At 54.4% G+C, this 19,719-nt stretch carries 16 protein-coding genes and 1 rRNA gene; all 17 read right to left on the bottom strand.

The window, feature by feature from the left end; translation table 11 throughout:
* Positions 1-10 precede the first annotated feature (10 nt).
* The 17 genes from AC1EK1_RS07305 to rrf all read right to left on the bottom strand — a co-directional run bounded on the left by AC1EK1_RS07305 (position 11) and on the right by rrf (position 19,272).
* On the bottom strand, positions 11-736 hold the full coding sequence (locus AC1EK1_RS07305) for a hypothetical protein (protein WP_480306466.1): 726 nt from the start codon (positions 734-736) through the stop codon (positions 11-13).
* Positions 733-4,791, bottom strand: coding sequence for a cobaltochelatase subunit CobN (locus AC1EK1_RS07300; RefSeq protein ID WP_480306464.1), 4,059 nt, complete (start codon positions 4,789-4,791; stop codon positions 733-735). Before AC1EK1_RS07300 ends, AC1EK1_RS07305 begins: the two co-directional genes overlap by 4 nt.
* Positions 4,792-4,823: 32 nt before the next feature.
* Positions 4,824-6,995 carry a TonB-dependent receptor gene (locus AC1EK1_RS07295; protein WP_480306463.1) on the bottom strand — a complete coding sequence of 724 codons (2,172 nt, stop codon included), beginning with the start codon at positions 6,993-6,995 and terminating at the stop codon, positions 4,824-4,826.
* 120 nt (positions 6,996-7,115) lie between these two features.
* Positions 7,116-7,793: an HmuY family protein gene (locus AC1EK1_RS07290; protein WP_480306462.1), complete on the bottom strand. Its 678-nt coding sequence runs from the start codon at positions 7,791-7,793 to the stop codon at positions 7,116-7,118.
* Positions 7,794-8,292: 499 nt separating this feature from the next.
* The gene (locus tag AC1EK1_RS07285) at positions 8,293-9,384 is read right to left on the bottom strand and encodes a hypothetical protein (protein ID WP_480309168.1); all 1,092 of its coding nucleotides are present in this window, start codon (positions 9,382-9,384) and stop codon (positions 8,293-8,295) included.
* A gap of 67 nt (positions 9,385-9,451) precedes the next feature.
* Positions 9,452-9,946, bottom strand: coding sequence for a CD225/dispanin family protein (locus AC1EK1_RS07280; RefSeq protein ID WP_480306459.1), 495 nt, complete (start codon positions 9,944-9,946; stop codon positions 9,452-9,454).
* Positions 9,947-9,953: 7 nt separating this feature from the next.
* Entirely contained in the window at positions 9,954-10,397 is a 444-nt protein-coding gene (locus AC1EK1_RS07275; RefSeq protein WP_480306457.1) for a hypothetical protein, read from the bottom strand.
* A 27-nt stretch (positions 10,398-10,424) separates the two neighbouring features.
* Complete coding sequence (locus AC1EK1_RS07270) at positions 10,425-10,928, bottom strand: hypothetical protein (protein WP_480306455.1); 504 nt, start codon at positions 10,926-10,928, stop codon at positions 10,425-10,427.
* A gap of 717 nt (positions 10,929-11,645) precedes the next feature.
* Complete coding sequence (locus AC1EK1_RS07265) at positions 11,646-12,392, bottom strand: glycosyltransferase family 2 protein (RefSeq protein WP_480306453.1); 747 nt, start codon at positions 12,390-12,392, stop codon at positions 11,646-11,648.
* Between the two features lie 25 nt (positions 12,393-12,417).
* Positions 12,418-13,065, bottom strand: coding sequence for a dethiobiotin synthase (bioD, locus tag AC1EK1_RS07260; protein ID WP_480306451.1), 648 nt, complete (start codon positions 13,063-13,065; stop codon positions 12,418-12,420).
* Positions 13,062-13,832, bottom strand: coding sequence for a methyltransferase domain-containing protein (locus tag AC1EK1_RS07255; protein ID WP_480306449.1), 771 nt, complete (start codon positions 13,830-13,832; stop codon positions 13,062-13,064). Before AC1EK1_RS07255 ends, bioD begins: the two co-directional genes overlap by 4 nt.
* Positions 13,811-14,476, bottom strand: a complete 666-nt coding sequence (locus tag AC1EK1_RS07250; protein ID WP_480306448.1) for a DUF452 family protein — start codon at positions 14,474-14,476, stop codon at positions 13,811-13,813. Before AC1EK1_RS07250 ends, AC1EK1_RS07255 begins: the two co-directional genes overlap by 22 nt.
* A complete protein-coding gene (locus AC1EK1_RS07245) occupies positions 14,467-15,594 on the bottom strand; it encodes an aminotransferase class I/II-fold pyridoxal phosphate-dependent enzyme (RefSeq protein WP_480306447.1) in 1,128 nt (375 codons plus the stop codon). Before AC1EK1_RS07245 ends, AC1EK1_RS07250 begins: the two co-directional genes overlap by 10 nt.
* Complete coding sequence (gene bioA / locus AC1EK1_RS07240; RefSeq protein WP_480306594.1) at positions 15,578-16,876, bottom strand: adenosylmethionine--8-amino-7-oxononanoate transaminase; 1,299 nt, start codon at positions 16,874-16,876, stop codon at positions 15,578-15,580. Before bioA ends, AC1EK1_RS07245 begins: the two co-directional genes overlap by 17 nt.
* A complete protein-coding gene (bioB, locus tag AC1EK1_RS07235; protein WP_480306446.1) occupies positions 16,876-17,916 on the bottom strand; it encodes a biotin synthase BioB in 1,041 nt (346 codons plus the stop codon). The genes bioA and bioB overlap by 1 nt, the downstream gene beginning before the upstream one ends.
* Positions 17,913-19,001, bottom strand: a complete 1,089-nt coding sequence (locus tag AC1EK1_RS07230; protein WP_480306445.1) for a DUF4831 family protein — start codon at positions 18,999-19,001, stop codon at positions 17,913-17,915. Before AC1EK1_RS07230 ends, bioB begins: the two co-directional genes overlap by 4 nt.
* A gap of 162 nt (positions 19,002-19,163) precedes the next feature.
* Positions 19,164-19,272, bottom strand: a 5S ribosomal RNA gene (gene rrf / locus AC1EK1_RS07225).
* Positions 19,273-19,719: the final 447 nt, after the last annotated feature.

Here is a 19,719-nt window from a genome sequence, read left to right as displayed (position 1 = left end):
CTGCTTGCTTTTATTTTAGTTTGTAGGTCCTATTTTTTTGGACAAAAAGAGTAACGATGAAGAGGAGTACAATCACCCCAAGTGTAAGGGCGACCTCTGTAGCCATACCGGTGGCATGCTCGGCGGGGCGGTAGAGGATGCTGTCGGTGGTGGTAGAGAGGAGCGCACAGATACAAAGGAGCGTCGAGAGCATCAGCACCAGCTCCTCCCGAAGCTCACGAGCCGGCAAACTGCGACGCAACACCTCTGCCAAAAGTGGCACAAAAACGAGCGAACACCCACCGACAATGCCGGAGGGCACCCAAAAGCTAATGCCCGGCAGCGCATAGCACAACTGCACCTGGATGAAGAAGAGCGTGGGAAATACTAATAAGGTGACATAGTAGCTCAGCAATAGGTGTACCGGTGCTAGAAGTCGCTCCAAAAACAACCGAACCGGATGCCGACGCACAGGACGGGGGCTTGGCCGCTTGGTCCACTCCCGAAAGGCATACGCCACCACCATCAGCAGCTCCACGGTAACCAGCACAGCCACCGCTTCCCGTGCTTGGGAAGCGGAGGTGTACTGTAGGATCTGCGCCCGAGGGGCCATACTGGCAACATCGGTCATGATGAGGCAAAAGCCGAGGAGTACCGCCCCGTACACGACTGCCACCCAGCGAGACAAGAGACTAAGCTTGGCTATGACGGCGGGGAGACAGAGCAACAAGGTCAGGTAGACCATGATGAGAGTCATGAGCGCTTCTTTCTGAGGATGAACACAGCCAGTAGCAACAGTGCTACAATACCGATACCTATCCACATCAGGGTCCTAAGTGTATCGGACTGAAGGGTATCTGCTTGGCTTGCGTTTTGTGCGTTTTGACGTCCTTCTTCGGTCAGGACCACACTCTTGGCATCGCCACTTTGTCCGGCCTTTTGCGACATGGCCACTTGCACAGCTTGGTCAAAGTCCTTCTTTTGGCCCTCAGAGGGTAGTTGCTCACGGACAAAGTCACGGAGCTTGGCATTGGCGGCCATCATTCCGGCTCCGGAGAAGCCATAGGTCGTGACCACGTGTTGGTTGAGCTCCGCCAGACGTTTGGTCTGCTCGGGGGTAGCATTCCACATGCCCTTGCGTATCGACTCGAGCATCACTCCGGTGATTTGCTCCAGAGAGGCGGGACTGTTTTTCTCTACATAGTCTGTTGCTCCCATTTTCAGAGCATCGTTGATCCAGATATCGTAGATCTCGCTCCAGAGTTCGTCATCGATAAGGTCCGGCTTGGAGACCTCCCAGCCAAAGGTGTTTTCGACAATGGATGCCAGCCGCATCGCATTGCCCGATCCGCCTCCCTCTACTACCTTTTTCACAAAAGCGGGGTTGAGGATCGTGCTACGGCTCTCCACACCCACAGCCTCCTTGAGCTCCTGCATCCGGACATGGTTGTGGTTGCGGTAGTCGGCAAAGTAGGCTTCAGGTTCTTTGCCGGTTACGCTGGTGATAGTGAGGTTGAGCCCACCCATGAACTCAAAGACGTGGTCCAGGCTGAGTGCGCCCCAAGTATTGCTCTGACGCGGGTGTACAACGACATCGGTATGCTCAACTGCCGCGCGGAACATCCCTTGGTGAAATGCGCCCCACTGCTCGGTCGAGCCATAAGCGGCACCCATGTTGTTGAGGTAGACATCGGCGATATCACTTCGGTCGTTCCACTTGTCACTCGCAAAGATCATCTCCTGTATTCCGGTCCCGTACATTCCATTGATGCCTCCAAAGACACGGTTACCGGCCCATTCTCGTGCAGTGGCAGGTGCCATGCCGGCCTCGACGAGACGTTGCTCGATGCGAACATTGCCCTCGTGTACGTGGTTGGGATAGGGTTCTTTGTCTCCGGCTTGGCTGGCCATCCAGACAGCCTTGGTGATCAGATCAAGGCGTGAGGCTGCCAAGTCTCTAAACTGCCCTGACGTCTGCACCAGGACATCCACACGCGGGCGTCCCAGCTCCGACGATGGGATGAGTCGTACATCGCTCACCCGACCTCTTGGGTCACGTACCGGCTCCACTCCAAGCAAGTAAAGTACCTGAGCGATAGTGGCGCCACCGGTCTCGATGAACTCGCTGCTCCAGAAGGAGAAGCTCACTTTTTCCGGATAGTCGCCATGCTTGCGGACGTAGTCGTCCAAGGTTTGTTGTGCCAGTGCCTTGCCTTTTTCCCATGCCACCTCCGTGGGTGTTGTCTCGGGGTTGATGCTGTACAGGTTGCGTCCGGTCGGCAGAGCTGTGGGGTTGGCCACGGGATCTCCGCCCGACGATGGGGCGATGAATCCTCCGCTGAGTGCTCGGGTGATCTGGTTGAGTTCTCTCTCCGGTGAGGACTTGAGTGCCTCGTAGTAGGAGGCGACACTGCTGATGGCATTGCCGAGGCTCAGGATGGCATCGCTCCTAAAGCGCACGCTGTCCGTTGCCTCCTCTGCTTGTGTACCGGCCTCGCGATACTCCTGGAGCGAAAAGCCTCCATACGAGGCTATGAATGCGCTATCAGGGGTGTAGCCGGCCAGGATCCGACGGACAAGTGCCTTGGCCGGATCCAGATACTTCTGCGTGAAAGCTCTGCCCTCCGGTACCTCTTGGCCATTCATCTTGTGCAGGGTTGCCTGTCCGTAGGCGATAGGGTCGCACGCCATGGCGACGATCGTGTTTTTCAGCTGAGTCTCGCTGTATGGCACGCCGGTGGTGTAGAGTGTCGTGTAGATCTTTTCGTTGGCGATCTCCTCTGCAAAGTGCTCGACACGCTCGATCTCATCAGCTGTATAGGGCTTGTTCGACAGGCTGTCCAGCTTGAGGTCGCGGTGGATACCCAGTCGCATGGTCTCGGTTCGGACGGCCTTGGCATTGGCGTCCGTGGGGTTCTTTTGGTAGTTGACGATGTTTTGCATCAGCCGGTCGAATATGGAGCGTGTAGCACTCTCCTCAAAGGGCGGGGTCAGGTAGCTGACCAGTGTAGCATAGGAGCGACGCTTGGCCATCATCGACTCACCTATATTGGCTATGGTGTAGTAGTAGACATGTGGTGTGGTACCCACCAGTGCCTCAGGCCAATCATAGGTGCTGAGTGCCACCTGCTTTTGTGGGGTAAACTCCAAGCTGCCATGCGTCCCAAAGTGCATCAGTGCATCGGCTCCAAAAACATCCTCAGCCCACAAGTAGGCCGCAATATAGGGGTGAGGCGGTGCCGTGTTGGCACCGTGTACGATCGCAAAGCTGTCATCCCCTATCGCAGACATTGGCTGCGGGAGCAGCACGACATTGCCCAGTTGCACTCCGGACACAGCTATGTAGCTGCTGCCATCGGGAGTCTGTCCGCTCATGTACGCACCCGGTGCGGCACCATACTTATCCACCACATCTGCATAGCTCTTTGGCTCGAGGCGAACACGCATCAGGCTGTCGTACTCCGCTGTCGCAAATCGTATGGGGTTGCACTTCTGCATGTAGGAGTCGATAGCTCCTTTGGTAAAGTGCTCCAGTACAGGTCCATCCTTCATGATCATTGCCTCCAGCTCTTGGGCATTGGCCGGCAGGTTCACTGTATAGCCCTCCTCCTTGAGCTTTTTCAGCACATTGTACAGTGCAGGCACGGTCTCCAGTCCTTGTGCGGTGAGGCCTTGCTGTCCGGGGCCTTTGAGGTAAAAGATGGCGACCCGCTTCTCGCTATTGGGTTTGGTCTTGAGTTGCAGGGTGTGCGACACGAGGTCTGCAAAGCGCGACAGACGCTTGGGGTCGGTAATGGTCTCCACTATGCCGTCGCTGTTGATCTCCTGGAAGTTGAGCACATAGGGGAGCACTCCGCCATCCAGCTCGGGCATCACGATGCTCTGAGACATGAATCCCCCAAACATCCCCATCGGATCCTCCAGCCAACTCTTTTGGTCGGACATGATCGTCAGCGGGGTAAATACCGGGCAGTCAAATTGCTCAAAACTCCGGACTCCCATGCCGGCCAGCGGACCAAAAAACATGCGTCCATGCGCTTGGTGAATAATAGCATTGGGGCGTAGCTGACCGAGGAAGTCCAGCAACTCCTTGCCCGACGCATAGATGGGGTAGACGTTCAGTCCCCTATCCGAGAGGGCTTGGATCAGCTCATCGAGGTTCTTTTTGTTGCCACTGTATGGGGAGTTGAGTGCACCCACCAGAGCCACCTTGGGACCACCCTCATGGTAGTACCCGATGCCCTTGATGTACTTCTCATACTCCTCCAGGTTGTCGATCCGGACACTCTCATCCAGGTGGTAAAAGACGTTGTTGGGGGTCTCCACTGCCTCCATCGGCTCCGGTGCAGAGGTCACCTTGTGGTCGATGTACTTGCGGATGTAGTTGGACATCGAGATGTAGTTCTGCTTGTTGCCGTTGTAGAAGTACTCGCTCACTCGCTGTATGTCGAGCGAGTCGAGGTTTGTGATATCGTTTTGGGGATTGGTGGCCATCACGGTCATCATGGGCTTGCCGGAGTCGGCATACTTTTGGATCTTGGCGCGCTCTTCGGCATCGATCTTGAGTCCCATTCCGTTCATGAGTACAAACTCATACCCTCGTGGGTTTTTCAAAAAGTCCTGTGGGCTGATCAGGTGATAGCGCACGGCCTTGTTGGTGTTCGACTTGGCGATAGGTGTCCCCTGGAATCCGGTCATATTGATCAGTGCCACATCTGTTGGTGACATCCACCGTTGGTAGCCTAGGTATCCGAGCACCAGTAGGATCAATACTCCCAGCGCACGGGTCAGTTGTTTGTTCTTTTTAGTCATAGTTTTTCAGTGTATAGGAGTGCTATTTTTTCTCAAAAGAGGCGTACACCGAGCCGCACAAAAAACACGGCACCGGGGCTTAGCGAGGCGGTCTGATAGGTCAGGTTGGCCGGCCTAAAGTTGAGCAGGTTGTTGGCTCCAAGGGTCACGTAGTATCTGCTCTTGTACTCGGTCGTGGCAGTCAGTCTCAGGAGCGGGTAGCCCTCCACGTCCTGACGGACGAGAGGCTTGGTGTCGTCCAGATCCCCCTTGCTGTCGGTGTCCAGAGTGTAGTAGCTGACCGCAGATAGGTATTGGCCGATCAGGCTGGTGCTAAAGGCCCAGTCGCCTGTGTGGTAAAAGCCATTGACCTGCATCAGGAGGTTGTGTGGTCGGGCGGCGTTGATGTCGTACTTCTTGTCGAGGTGGGTGATCGTCTTGGGCGCACGTGTGTAGCTGTACATTGTCTTGAGGGAGAGGCCGTTGATCACGAACCACTCCGCTGTCAGGTCGGCATTGAACATACGGGATCGGCCGGCGATATTGACGTACCGCTGATCCTGCTTGGCATCGGCCTGCATGGTTATCTGGTTCTTGAAGAGCGTATAGGTCGTCCCTGTGGAGAGGACCAGCTTGCCGGATCGGTAGTTGGCTCCGAGGATCATCTGGTTGGCAATCTCCGGCTTGAGATTGGGGTTGCCATAGATATGAAACATCCCTTGGTGGCTCCAGTCGAAGTAGAGCTCCATCAGCGTCGGTGACTTGAAGGCCCTGGCATACCCGGCTCGCAGGCTGAGTCCGCCCTTGTTGTAGGCAAGGGTGACCTTTGGGGAGAGGTTGAGCCCGTAGCGTCCGTGGAGATCGGCCCGTAGGCCGGCCATGAGTTCGAGTCCTGCGCCCAACTCTCTCAGGTACTGCCCATAGAGGACGCCACAGAGGATACTCTTGCGTGCCGCAGCTCCGGAGATCTGGTCGGACAGTAGTAGCTCCTGGTGTCCCTCAAGCCCTGTGGCTAGCGAGCTCTTGTCACCAAAGTTGATATTGTAGTGCGCACGTAGAATGTGCTTGAAATTGCTGTGCAGCAGTGTGCGGTCTCCTGGGGACTTGGGGTAATGGCGCTCTCTGGAGGAGTAGTCGGCATTGTAGGAGAGTGCGAGGTTGCTACGGTCGTCCACGTCCCACATGCCGGTGAGTCGGCCATTGTAGGCGTCGTACACATCATTTTGGTACTCGGAGCGCTCTTGCTTGCGGCTCATGCCCCCCAGGTCGACCTTGAGGGAGAGACGGTCGGTGGGTTGCCACCCAAACCGGTTGGAGAGCCGATAGACATCGTTGCGTGGCACCGGTATGTAGCTCTCTCCATCTCGCCGCGTGATGTTGTAGTCCCCCTCCTTGCCGAGAGAGAGGGTCGTGGTGTTGCTCCACTGCTTGCGCTTGATACTGAGGTCACCGTAGCCATCCCACACCTTGGGCATCGACCAGCCCCCACAGAGGGAGAGCGTGAGAGGCGACTTGGCCTGCTTGGTGATGATATTGACCACCCCGCCGATGGCACCCGAGCCGTAGAGTGCTGAGCCCGCACCGCGGATGATCTCCACCCGCTCGATATTCTCCGGGCTGAGGCGCAAAAAGTCCGGGCTACCGTCCTTCATCCCGGCGATCTCCTCTCCATCGATCAAGAAGGCATAGTAGTCGGCCGAGAGCCCTTGTATCTTGACGTGTGTGATACCACCGTGCGAACTAAACTCCACCCCGGGGATCGAGTAGAGCATCACATCCTTGGTGTTTTGGGGTGCGATACGCTTGAGGTCCGCCCGGTCGATGACCGAGACGGGGAGCGGGAGTTGCTCGAGCTTGCAGCGGCTACGTGTGGCCGTGACGACATACTCATCCAGCTCCGTGGCACGGGGCCATAGGCGCACTGTCTGTTGCTCCTCGCGGGCAAGATCCAGTACGAGCGACTCGGTCTCATAGGAGAGGTGCGAAAAGGTAGCCTCGTACTTTCCGCCATCCGGTGCCACACGTATCCGGTAGGAGTAGTAGCCCGCTTGGTCGGTCTGCACTCTCTGCGCCAGTTTGCCGGAGTGGCGGATGGAGACCGTCACGCAGGGGATACCCTTACTTGCTTGGTCGACGACACGCCCCCTGATCACCTTTTGGGCAAGGGCGGATGTACCGAGAAGTAGGTAGATGCAGAGGACAATACTCGGGATCAGCTTATTCATGGTCTGGTATCTATTTTTTCCGGGGTCTATTTTGCCAAAAGTGAGTAGACACCTGCCGAAAAAATCCTCTCGGAGGTGTCTACCCACCGGTTTTTTGTGCAGTGCTATCCGATCAACTTATCAGAGCTCTTGGTAGCGGAAGCTCAGTGTGCCACCCTTTTGGCCTTGTGCATTGACCGAACCGGTGAACTGTAGGCGATACACGTGCTTGCCATCAGCTGAGCGAACGACATAGATATCTTTCACAGGCGTGTACATCGCGCTTGCACCACCAGTCATCATCTTGGACATATCTAGGTCGTAGCAGGCAATCCGGTTGATGGACACCTCCACCTCCTTGCCTTCTTTCTTGACCATCTTCTTCACGAGGTCTTGCGCAACATACATCGTGGCGGTCTTGTTGCCACCGCCTGCCATCGGACTCACAGTGGCAAGTACTTTGGGGCTGTTTTGGACGAATTTCAGGTTGGACACCTGTACCTTGGCACCGAAGTTCGTCGATGTAGTCCGAACGATGCCGCCCAGACCGCTGTAGTGCTCAGGAGCGTTCACCGCCATGCACTCACGACGAAAAGCGATGTCCCAGCTCTTGTCCTTCTCCGGTGTGGTCGTCTTCACCACCTTGTTGTCCTTGAGCGAAAAGTAGACCCAGTCTGCCCAGGAGGTGGCATCGAGGTACTCCACTTTTTTGATCTCTGTGGACTTTTTGTTTTCCGGCACATTGTTGCCGGATTTACAGGACGTGAGCAGTGCCGCTGAAGCGATCACTAGGGCTAGAATGGTTTTGGAAGTTCTCATATCTTCTTATATTTAATCTGAAATGTTACAATCGTTCTCCATTGAATTGCAAAGGTAAATAGGCTCCACTTTTTGGTCAATACCATCATTTAGGTATTTTTTTACAAAAGGGCTCCTCTTGCGCTTATCCTCTGTGCCATTGCCGGAAAGCGGGATGGTCGGTTCGGAAAAACACCTGGGCCTCGTGACCAAATCCGAGCTCCTAAAGCAACAAAAGCGATCGCCCTCGGACAGCCTATTTTTTTCTTCTGTCCGTCTAAGCGATCGCTTCTATCCGTAAAAAGTTTTGCTTCTATCCGTAAAAAAGTTCGCTTCTATCCGTGAAACTCTAGACCACTTATAAGTACCTGATTATCAAGACTCCCCAAAGGGGTATTTTTGGGTCGCAAAAAAACCGACCCTAAGCAAACTAAAAAAGGTCAGGATAGATCACTCTTGGATCTACCCTGACCTTTTCCGGATTCATCTCTCACGTCCTTTGGCGGGAACGTGGTCGATGCTACTCTGTAAACTCATGAAGCAGAGCATTGCAAAGCGAGTCTCTCTCATTGTAAAATTTCCAACGATAGTTGGAGAAAAAGAGATCCTCATCTTCAAAGTCCGGATCTATGAGTTCGCTGATGACGTAACCTTTGTACTCAGCGCATGGCTGCTGGAGATACTGGAGTATCTCGCGAGGTACTTTGTCCCTATACGCCAGGGAGAAGTACGAGCCGTCCTTCAACGTCACACTCCTGACCTCATACACATACCGATACTCGTCGTAAAAAGTTGGCTCGGATCTGGTGATATTGTAGCGGTAATCTGCTGACTTGGTGTACGTTTTCAAGTCATTGAGCGAAACTACTGCGTTTGAGCCATCCAAGATGTTGCCGTTTTCCTTGTTCGCCAAAGCAAACGCCACCACACAATCAGCGATCTCCCCACGAGGATAGGTGATATCCACCCAAAAGCCGGGATAATACCTCGCAGAGGAGCCCTCACCCGAGGTCATATACCTAAGGTTGAAGCTAAGGCTCAAATAGCGACTTGGGTCATGATTTTGGATGTAGTCGCTCCACTTATCCACCAGCTGGTTGACTTTTGCATCGTACTGTTTGCAATACGAGTCATAGGCCGATTGTGCATCGACTTCGACTTTCTGCTCATCTATACTCAGGAAGTCTAGCAGTCTCTCATAGGTGATGGGGCGATAGGTATCCTCTTTTGGTGTTCCGACACAGGCATTTTGTGCCTGGTAGACGAAGTCGATGTGGTCGGAAAGTCGCGGATCTTTTTTTTCGGCAGTCTGTAGCTCCTTTGTAGTCAAGGGGTCCATGATGCTTTTTTTCAGTATCCTCGCATTCGAGACAAAGTACCACGCCAAGATTCCGGCAGCGACCAAAACAATGAATGCTACTCCACCAAGCAGGAGATACTTGAGTGTCCTGCGGGAGGGCTCTGTCACCGGCCTCCCCTGTGGAGGAGTATGCTGCAGTGGTGGAGGTGGAGGTGGAGGCGGTGGTGTACCACCGGAAGTGACACAGTCCTCAGAGGGGGACTCGCCACTGTCTAGTGGGGCCTGATGCTCATAACTATTGAGGTCTTCCATATTGGTAAAATCGGGTTGCTCCATCCGGATCAGTCGTAAATCGTAAACAGTTTATTGGCCTCAGCGTCTACAAAAGCCCGAGTGGCAGCAGTATGAGGTAGAGCCCCCACCCCAATGCACCGCAAATGGCAGATCCTATAATCCATCCGAGAGCACTGCGGCTGGCTCGATTGGCCCCGTCATAGTCGCCTCGCGAATAGCGTGACCCCACCTGTGACGAGTATATGATCGCTACGATACCTCCTATGAGACAGCAGAAGAGAGTGGCCAGGATACTCCATACCAAGTAGCTGGGTGGTTGCTCCGACGGCCTGCTGGGGCTGGTGAAGGCGGAGGGGGCAGCCGCCACCTGTACCACGGTCTGAGGTTGGTGTGGGGGCCAGCTTTTAGGTGTCTCCGGTGATAGATACGGCCGCACCTCCTCTACTTCCCGGGCGGGTAGCCACTGTACCATTCCCTCGGTCCACACCATAGTCTGAGGGGTGATTTGCTGAGCAGTAAGCTCTTCCAAGTCGTAGGGCCCGGCTTTCTGATCATTGATGATAATGTAGTACTGTTTCATAGCTTACTTAATTATTTATCTCGCTTATATACATCGAACCACCTGAGTAAGTGACCAAAAAGGACAGATCACTCTCGGTGTCTTTTATCTTACATGAGTTCGGACGATCATCTTCGGTTATCACGAGATTTATCTTTTGGCTTTTGACCGCCTTGATCAGCATATCCACCATCGCTTTTTCAGGGGAGCTGTCGGTGATGCCATTGCCTGTGTAAAAGGCCTTCTTGATAGACCCATCAAATTCATCGATGGCATTCTGAATGTAAGTGGAACAGTCTAGGTCTATATTCCAAAAGGCGAATACGGCCTCCCCTTTGAGCATCTCGTAGTATACGACATGGAGTTTGACGTAATCTTTGACGAAGTCGTCCTGCGTCGGATCCTCTGTGTCGCAGCCGGTGAATAGTCCTACAAGAAGTAGCAGAGGTAGGATGAGGAGTTTTTGTCTCATACAGGCTTTATCACTATTTAGTGTTCCTTAATTTCCCCAAGCATAGGATTTATTGTCATCCCCAAACAGTCCTCTGAGGAGGTCTATTAGCGTCTCATCAAACTCGATCGAACCGCCCATCCTCAGCAGTCCCAGAACGTTGCCATTCACGACAAACTGATGGCCTACATACGCTGTCCCAAAGCAAGCATCGTGATCTCCGATCTGCAATGAGGTGATTTGATTCATCGGGATGCAACCTTTGACGGACATGGCGACCAGCCCACTCAGAAAAGAGTCCTTGGTGAGCTTGTAGTAGAGGGCCTTGTCCGTAATCAAGATCCCGGACCAAGCATAACCACCCACTGCACCTAGGATCTTTTTATTGACCGCAAGGAGAGGAGTCTCGTCCGGGCGAAGGATTATCCCCAACCGTTTTTCTTGGTGCCGGATAACATCATTGGGGATCGGGTTCAGAAAAAGTGCTTTTGGCAGAGGCTGACGACTCGCTTTTAGAGCCTCAATGTTTGCTGACAACTTAGTTGCGTACATGTTTTTGATTTTTTTATTTGGCTCTCATTGCTTGTAGGGAGAGCCAATATCCTACGTTTTGACATCTATGCAGTTACCTCTGTCACCGAACAAAAGAAGCGTGGCACTGCCAGCCACGTCCCAAGTCGGAGGTCGTAGGATACCTTGATTCAGAGACACGTAGATAGCAGCCCACGCCATTCGCGTGGAAACCACTATGCTCTCTCTCTGAAAAAGTCTTGAATTTCCTACGTTCCCGACTTCGAGATAAGCACAATCGCTTCGTATGTTTGATAAGACAGATAAGAGAAAAACTCCTACTGCGTTGCCGTTTACAACTTTTTACCAAAACAAACAACTGCAATGTGACAGGCGTGGGCTGCTTTTGTCTGTCGTGTCGAGACTACACCGTCGGAGGAGGCGATCCTCCGGAGGCGAGTCTCCTCCAAATCCTTGGCCCCCATGTGATGAAAGACGGGACTTGGCTGAGCACATTGCGAAGATACACTCCGTGGTGTGCCATATTGAAGCACAGGAGGGAAACACCCTTATTCGCCGGAGGTGCGACAGGGAAGAGGAGATGGCGGTGAGCCGTTTTGCATCCACTTTTGGAGCGTGGCACGAAGCGCAAAGAGCCGGGGTTGGCAGGATCCAAACAAAAAAAGACGACCCTGGGCTGGGTCGTCTCAAAGGTAGGAATATGGATGGGGGCCGGTATTTTCCCCGGATCGGTGCAACCTAACTCCGGTCGGAGTGGAGGATTCGCTTGAATGCAATCTTTAGGTGGAAACTGATGGCGGGTAGGAGTCCGTAGTGCCGGATCATGATCTGCAAGCGTTCGCAGAGTGATGGTAGGCGATTCCGGGTGGTGACCCCTTCAGACAGGTAGTTGGTGAGGGGGATGCCGGTATAGTGGTTGTCGGTGGATGCTTTTAGGATCTTTAGGCACCAGTCGTAGTCGGCACTGTACTTGTAGCGTGTGTCGTAGAGTGGCACTAGGTCTTTTCGGGCATAAAAGGATTGGTGGCAGACGAGCATCCCTTGTGCGAAGCTGTCGTAGGTGAGAATCTTGGGTGCGGTGTGGTGTCTGGGGTGTAGGTATTGGCCATCGGCGTCTACGATATTGGTCTGTCCGTAAATGACTCCGGGAAGTCGGTGTCCATCAATGGGCGCGAGTGCGTTGGCAACAGTGGTGGAGGAGGGGAAAGTGTCTCCGGCGTTTAGGAAGCAGAGGTAGGTACCGGTCGCCAGGCCTATTCCTTTGTTCATGGCATCGTATATGCCTCGGTCGGGTTCGCTGATTGCTTGGTGGATGCTGGGAGCCCACTCTTTTAGAAGTGTGGGAGTGTCGTCCGTGGAAGCTCCGTCGATGATGATGTACTCTATATGCGGGTAGGTCTGTGCGACGACGGACTCTATGGTGCGCCGTAGCTGGATATAGGCATTTCGGCAGACGGTGATGACGGTGAGGGTGGGCTGTTGCATATTTTGGGCAAGGGCGAAGGCGCAGTCAGTGGAGGTCTAGAGTGGGACAGGTGATCAGGGGCACGGATATGTGTCGCTGTAGGTAGTCCTGAGTGTCGGCGGTTATGCGGGGATCGGTTTGGATTCCGGTATTGTAGACGACTAGTGCGACGGGGATCTCCCTATTTTGCAAGACTTCGAGGTTGAGGAGCGTGTGGTTGATGCTACCAAGTTTGGCCGTGGTGACGAGTATGACCGGTAGCCGTTGGCTCTGTATGTAGTCGATGGTGAGGTAGTCTTGGGTGAGGGGTACCATGAGTCCTCCTGCACCTTCGATGAGGACTTTGTCGTATTTGGCGAGGAGTGCTTGGGTGCTCTGGGTGGCTAGGTCGTACTGTGGTTTTTTCCCATCTATCGACAGGGCCATGTGTGGCGAGCAGGGGTAACTATAGATGAGTGGGCAGGTGGTGTGGTCGAGGTCGGGTGCCTGCAGTGGTCGCCCCTCTATCTGCCGGTGCAGACGGATGTCCTCGGATATTCCGGAGTCTCCTGTCTGGATCAATTTTTGGGTGATGACATTGACCCCCTCTTGGAGGAGTAGGCGGGATAGGTATCCGGTAACACAGGTTTTGCCGGCGTCGGTGTCTATGCCGGTGACGAAGTAGCAGTTTTTGGAAAGTAGGGTCTGTATCATTTTGTCGCTATGCCTATGATCGTGTTGTAGGTGAGTGGATAGGGTGCTCCGAGTGGTAGGTCGTTGGCCTCTCGGAAGGTGTGGTCGAGGTGGGCGATCATGCGTGGAGTCCATACTGTGTGTGCGGGCATGGCATTGGTGCCGGTCTGCTTGATATGCCTGAGTAGCTCAGTGAATGTACGGAAATGTAGCGTGGAGCTGTATATCTCGTGGCGATGTTCGGCAAAGTGTAGCCCGTGTATGGTCTCCAGGATCTGATCGGCTGTGGGGTAAAGGAGTCCGGCTCCCGTGGTGCGTCGTAGCTCGCAAAAGGTGTCGGGGAGGAATGTGCTGTACAGGATATGCCCGTGTGGTAGGAGTGCGCGGTGGCTTTTTGGGAAAAAGGAGAGGGGGTCGTGCCACCACTGAATACAAGAGCTGCTGGCAATGAGTCCGTAGGTGCCGTCCCAGGCGGAATGCTCGGCATCGGCCGTGATGAAGGTGTGGCGGATACCTACCTTGAGTCGAAGGATACGCTCGACCTCTGGCGCAATATCGTTGAATACGAATGTAGCTCCCGAAAGTCTCTGAGTGAGGCGGTAGCTAAGTAGTCCGGTGCCACACCCAATCTCCAGGACGCGCTCGGGTGCCACTGTAGGTGGAAGCAGTGCCACCAGTCGATCGGCGACCTCTGCTTGGACTACAGCAGTATCGTCGTAGCTCTCAGCGGCCGCACCAAACCTGTGCCGAAGGAGGGTTTTGTCGATCAGTGGAGTAGATCCAGCCATGATGTGTAGTTGTAGAGAGGATAGTGCCCGATATTGGGGATGATGTGGGTGGAAATGCCCACTTTTTGCCAGTAGCGAAGCTGGTTTTGAGGGGGCATGATGAGGTCTTTTTCGCTGATGAGTGCCTTGGTCCAGGCCAGCTGTGGGGCTTGGTAGTGAATGATAGGGGAGACACGGTCGTAGGTACTGCGGAGCTCATCGCGAAGGTCGTCGGTGCTACGTGCGCTAAAGCTCTCGTAGACCGATAGGAGCTTTTTACCGCCACACATCCGTCGGTCGAATCGGCTCCGATTTTCGTCCGTGAGAGTGGCCAAAGTGTCGTGAAAGATCTGCCGAGGGATGCCGTACTCGTCGTGCATGGGCTGGGGAGTGCCATTGATGGCTACCGCTGTGGTGAGTGGCGGGAGGAGCGCCGACAGGCAATCAGCTGCCCACACGCCCATGCTCCAGGCCACCAAGTGGATAGCTCGGTAGCCGGATCGGATGCTGAGGGTCTCGGGGAGTGTGCGGTAGTCGTATGCCGTGACGTAATCCCACCCGGACGGTATCGCTAGGTGGCGCACAACCTCCGGCGTAGTACCCCAACCGGAGAAAAAGAGCAACAGGGTATCGCTCCTAGGCTGGATATGGTAGTCTATTTCCATCGTCGCAGTAGGTGTGCCAGGTGGGTGACTTCTGCTTCGGTCAGTGCCGCAGTGAGGCTCAGCCGGATCCGCTCGGTGCCGGCCGGAACAGTGGGCTTGCGGATGGGACGGACGTAATAGCCCTGAGCCAGTAGGTCCTCTACCGCCTCTGTCAGTGTCTCGGGGAGGATTAGTCCGAGGATAGGGCTGGACATGGGGAGATCCAGTAGGTCGGAAAAAAGGGAGATTAGGTGTCGGAGGTGGGCTCTTCGCTCCTCCATGCCAAGCACCTGCCGAAAGAGGTAGTGACTCCATGCAACATTGAGAGGCGGAAGAGCGGTGGAGTAAATGAATGGCCGTGCAGAGGAGATAAAAAGATCACGCAGGGTCTCGGACTGTAGACTAAAGGCACCCACAGAGCCAAGTGCCTTGCCCAGTGTGCCCACGAGCAGGTCTATCTTGTGCGTCACACCGAGCTCTGCCGACAGGCCCAATCCACCACCAAAAATTCCCACACTGTGTGCCTCATCGACATAGAGAAGGAGACCGGGGTAGCGATCTTTGAGGGCAACAAGCTCCAAGAGTGGTGCGCGATCTCCATCCATACTGAAGACTCCTTCTGTGACGACCCATAGGCGGTCGTACTTGTCTCTATTTTTGCGGATAATCTGCTCCAGATCGGCCATATCGTTGTGCCGATAGCGTGTGAAGGGCACTCCGGACAGACGTATTCCCTCCACGATGCTCGCATGCACCAAGCGGTCCGCAATGATCATAGTGCGCTCTATCGCCAACACCGGGATGATACCGCTATTGGCATGAAACCCGCTATCCCAGACAAGGGCAGAGGGGCACCGGTAAACCTCACAGAGCCACTGCTCAAACTCTCGATATGCCAGGTCATTGCCAGTGAGCAAGCGGGAGGAGGCACTACTGAGAGGGTACTTGGCACCTGCTTGGCTGAGAAAATCCGCCCGGAGATCGGGGCAGTCGAGTAGTCCGAGGTAGTCGTTGCTATTGAGGTTGAGTAGGGGCCTACCATCAAGCAAAACGTACTTTCCACGCAGTGTGAGAGCGGGGAGGGTCCGGCGGACACCCGCCTGTCGAAGTGTATTGAGTCGCTCAGTGTATCCGCTCATAGTGCCAAAGGACATTTCGGAGTCCGGAGATGAGTTTTTGGAGTTGTTCGTCAGTGATGGCCATGAACTGTGGCTCAAGATAGACCAGTTTGCCAAATGGGCGCACCCATATTCCCTGTCTCACAAACTGCGGTATCAGCTCAGCCATATCTACCGGTTCCTGCATCTCCACGACGCCTATCGCACCGAGACAGCGCACCTCGGAGACACTTTTTAGCTCTGAGAGAGGGGCCAATCCTTCTGCCAATTGGCACTCGATCCTGCCTACCCTACCCTTCCAGTCTTGGCTCAGCAGGAGGTTGACCGATGCCTTGCTCACAGCACAAGCCAAGGGGTTGCCCATGAAGGTCGGCCCGTGCATGAAGCATTCCGCCTCTCCGCTACAGATGGTATCTGCGATCTTCTTGGTAGTGGCGGTGACGGCAAAGGTCATGTATCCACCGGTGAGTGATTTGCCGAGACAGATGATATCGGGGCGGATCGTGGTATGGTAGGTGGCCAGTAGCTCGCCCGTACGGCCGAATCCTGTCGCGATCTCGTCAAAAAGTAGCAGAAGACCGTATTGATCAGCCAAGTGTCTCAGTCCCTCCAGATAGGCGGGGTGGTAAAAGTACATTCCCCCTGCCCCCTGAACGATGGGCTCCACGATGATCCCGGCCAGTTCGTCACCCTTTTGCTCCAGCAATTGCCTCATGGGCTCCAGGTCACACTCGTCCCACTCACCACGAAATCTCGAGCGGGGTTGGGGGACGAAGTATTGTACCGGCAATGTCTGTCCAAAAATCCCATGCATTCCGGTCACCGGGTCGCATACGGACATTGCATGCCAAGTATCTCCATGATACCCGCTACGTATGGTGGCAAAGTGTTGGCGACGGGTTTCGCCTCGGGAGATATGGTACTGTATCGCCATCTTCAGAGCCACCTCCACAGCGACCGATCCACTGTCAGAGTAAAAGAGTTGGTCGATACCATCCGGCAGGATGGACTCCACCAAGAGTTTGCCCAGCTCCACAGCGGGACGGTGGGTCAGTCCGCCAAACATCACATGCGCCAGCTCCTCGGCTTGCGCTTGGAGAGCACGAGTGAGTACCGGGTGGTTGTACCCATGTATTGCAGCCCACCAGGAGCTCATACCATCTATGAGTTCCCGTCCATCCTCCAGCGTGATGACACACCCCTCTGCTCGCTTTACCGGATAGACCGGTAGAGGATCCACGGTAGAGGTGTAGGGGTGCCATAGGTGTTCACGATCCCACCGGAGGAGTTCGTCTGTCGTCATCATTCCCAGGTTGTCTCTTTCTTTGTGTCGTATCCCATTTCGGCAAATAGCGCCATATCCTGCTCTGTCACCGAGGCTTTGGTTGTCAGCAGATCGCCCGTAATGGCGGCATTGATGCCGATATACAGTGCCAGCCGTTGAGTCTCACGATCCAGTAGTGCCCGTCCTCCACTGAATCTCAAAAAAGCCATAGGGTTGGCGAGCCTAAAGATACAGATACTCAGGAGCACCTCATCCGCCGCCATCGGCTCTCGATTGCCCAGTGCCGTGCCCGGGATGGGGTGCAGGACGTTGATCGGAATACTGTGGATCTGCATGCTGGCTAGATACAGGGCAAACTCCACCCTCTGCCGACGGCTCTCCCCCATGCCTATAATCCCTCCGCTACAGAGTTTCATTCCCACTTTTTGGGCGGCTCTCAGTGTCTCCTCTTTCTGTTGCTGCGTGTGGGTGCCGACCAGTGTTCCAAAAAACGACGGTGCACTCTCCATATTGCAGTGGTACGTGGTACAACCTGCCTCGTAGAGCCGTCGCAACTGCTCCTCATAGGCCAAGCCGAGCGAAGCACAGAGCTGCAACCCCTGAGACTCCTCTGCCGTTTGGGTCAGGATCTCCACATAGCGGTCCACCTCACGGTCTGTTGGTCGCTTGCCACTGGCTACGAGACTAAATCGCTTGATCCCCTTGCGATAGTTGTGTCGTGCCTGCGCCTTGGCGACACAGGTAGGGAGGATATCGTGGTTGGCGCATCCTGTCCTAAAGTGTCCGCTTTGGGCACACCACTTACAGTCTTCGGTACAGCGACCACTCTTGATATCAATGATCGAGCAGGTGTCAAAGCCATCACCCATCAAGCGACTCGTGATCTGGTTGCACGATCGGTACAGCTCCGTCCGTGGCGTCTGCTCCACCGTCTCCAGTAGTTCATCCACCTCACCATAGCTATAGCCGTTTATTACTTTTTGCGCCAGAGGGGTTAGCTCTTCCCGCTCTTCCGCCGGCACTTTTGCCTCTGAGGTCAATCCGGCAACGGCCCTCATTGTATAGCCTCTACATTGGTTAGACCCCCGGTCGTTGTATCGAGTGTAACTGCTGTCAGCACCCCTTTTGTCGCAAAAAGAACCGGATCGAGGACTTCGAGCGTACCCAGTTGCGCCACCGGAAAGGCCTTTTTGGCCAGCGTGGCATGCTCATACAAAACCTCTGCAAGGACCTGACCGGGCACCGCATAGACAACCCCCTTGGTGAGGGCACGCTCCTTTTTACCCTGCTCCTGTTCGGTCAGCGGTGTGGCCGCATCGGTAACCTTGATCCGCAAGTAGACCGGAGCCCCCCTCAGGTCATCCTGAGCCAAAAGCCCCATACGCTCCGAAAAGCGAAAAGCCACCTGCTCACCCTCACCGGCCGGATCAAGGTCAGTGACAACATACCGGTGCCTCGTCTGTATCTTTTTTCCCAAAAAGCGTTCCAGTAAGCTCTGCTCCGCCCGGTCCAGTCCACCGATGGCCACCTTCATAGCCTCCCCGTCGGGAAATGGTTGGTCACTCTCTCCGCTGATGATGGCGGTCCGACTGTCACGCAGGCGATAGATCTCCTGTGCGGCAATCTCAGCCTTTTTGGCGGTAGAGGTCGCTTGGATAAATGCCTGAGGCATGCTACTCAGAGACAAAAACCCGGATTCCTTGTCCGGAGTGCCTTTTTGGTCAGTTGGGAGCGCCGGCACAGTCTCCACCTTTTTATTGATGCTCGCCAGCAACCCCTCGGGGGTGAGGGTCATGTAGGTAGCACTGTTGTTTCGCCTAAAGCGGACCGAGAAGCGTCGCCTCTCATCCGGCACCCCATAGCTTCCCAGTGTCACCTGATCGATGCGGTAGGTATGACGAGGCTTCAGGATCGCTTCATCGACTCCGAGATAGCGTTTGGCATATAGGGCAAACTCTCCCGGGATCTCCTCCTCCTCTACAATTGTCACCACTGCATAGAGTTTGGTGGCCGGCAACATGTAGACGATGCTGTTGTCCGGCATCGAAGCGGCATTGTACCGTTCGGTCCGGACTTGCGCTGTCGCACTGCAGCTCGCTAGGAGCAGCATGACAAAAAGTATGGAGTAGATTTTTCTGATCATGATTATTCCTAAGGTCTGTTGTCTATTCCTACAAATGTACCAAAATATTGGTCAGCCTATAGCTGATTCCCGTATGCAAGCTCCAAAATATCGACTCCAAAAGTTGGAGCGGAAGACAAAAAAAGAGACGCACAGGAGGGTTGCTCCTATGCGTCTCTCGATAAGTGGCGGCTACCTACTCTCCCATCGTAATAGTACCATCGGCGTGACCGGGCTTAACTGCTCTGTTCGGAATGGTTAGAGGTGGATCCCCGGTGCTATAACCACCTGTTTATAGCTATAAAAACATGTCGGCAAAAGTAGATCCACTCACCGATTTGTCTTCGGCTGTGGGCGTTATCACTCTAGTGATCGGACCGAGAGTACTATCTTCTATCGGATCTTCTGTCTGGCTGATCGAAAGTCTTTGTCCTTCGTCTTCTCGATTTGCCTGATGTCTCTCTTCACGTATCTTTCCGTGTCTATTGCGCTCTATATGCGTACCGTCCGTGGAGTGACTCTCTCTTTTCTTCCGAGCTCGTAGCTTATCTCACGAGATAGTCTACTTACTGTATCGTCACTTCCTGTGCTACTTCACTCGGGGGCTTTCCTCTCTTCGGAGGACCAAGTCCCGAGCTCTGTCGCTTCTCTTTTCGTACGTATTCTGCTTTTTTGGTTCGTGCTGTGTGACTCACTTGCGAGACACACAGCACACGATAAAGCGTTTGGGTAATTAGTA

Source organism: Porphyromonas sp. C0026D3 (assembly GCF_056590775.1).
This window is presented reverse-complemented; position numbering and strand designations above follow the sequence as displayed.

Bases quoted from the DNA above. Each gene is read 5' to 3' on its own strand.
- AC1EK1_RS07305 (WP_480306466.1), bottom strand. From the start codon at position 736: ATGACTCTCATCATGGTCTACCTGACCTTGTTGCTCTGTCTCCCCGCC.
- AC1EK1_RS07265 (WP_480306453.1), bottom strand. From the start codon at position 12,392: ATGCAACAGCCCACCCTCACCGTCATCACCGTCTGCCGAAATGCCTAT.
- bioB (WP_480306446.1), bottom strand. From the start codon at position 17,916: ATGAGGGCCGTTGCCGGATTGACCTCAGAGGCAAAAGTGCCGGCGGAA.
- bioD (WP_480306451.1), bottom strand. From the start codon at position 13,065: ATGATACAGACCCTACTTTCCAAAAACTGCTACTTCGTCACCGGCATA.
- bioA (WP_480306594.1), bottom strand. From the start codon at position 16,876: ATGACGACAGACGAACTCCTCCGGTGGGATCGTGAACACCTATGGCAC.
- AC1EK1_RS07290 (WP_480306462.1), bottom strand. From the start codon at position 7,793: ATGAGAACTTCCAAAACCATTCTAGCCCTAGTGATCGCTTCAGCGGCA.
- AC1EK1_RS07255 (WP_480306449.1), bottom strand. From the start codon at position 13,832: ATGGCTGGATCTACTCCACTGATCGACAAAACCCTCCTTCGGCACAGG.
- AC1EK1_RS07300 (WP_480306464.1), bottom strand. From the start codon at position 4,791: ATGACTAAAAAGAACAAACAACTGACCCGTGCGCTGGGAGTATTGATC.
- AC1EK1_RS07270 (WP_480306455.1), bottom strand. From the start codon at position 10,928: ATGTACGCAACTAAGTTGTCAGCAAACATTGAGGCTCTAAAAGCGAGT.
- AC1EK1_RS07250 (WP_480306448.1), bottom strand. From the start codon at position 14,476: ATGGAAATAGACTACCATATCCAGCCTAGGAGCGATACCCTGTTGCTC.
- AC1EK1_RS07275 (WP_480306457.1), bottom strand. From the start codon at position 10,397: ATGAGACAAAAACTCCTCATCCTACCTCTGCTACTTCTTGTAGGACTA.
- AC1EK1_RS07230 (WP_480306445.1), bottom strand. From the start codon at position 19,001: ATGATCAGAAAAATCTACTCCATACTTTTTGTCATGCTGCTCCTAGCG.
- AC1EK1_RS07280 (WP_480306459.1), bottom strand. From the start codon at position 9,946: ATGAAACAGTACTACATTATCATCAATGATCAGAAAGCCGGGCCCTAC.
- AC1EK1_RS07245 (WP_480306447.1), bottom strand. From the start codon at position 15,594: ATGAGCGGATACACTGAGCGACTCAATACACTTCGACAGGCGGGTGTC.
- AC1EK1_RS07285 (WP_480309168.1), bottom strand. From the start codon at position 9,384: ATGGAAGACCTCAATAGTTATGAGCATCAGGCCCCACTAGACAGTGGC.
- AC1EK1_RS07295 (WP_480306463.1), bottom strand. From the start codon at position 6,995: ATGAATAAGCTGATCCCGAGTATTGTCCTCTGCATCTACCTACTTCTC.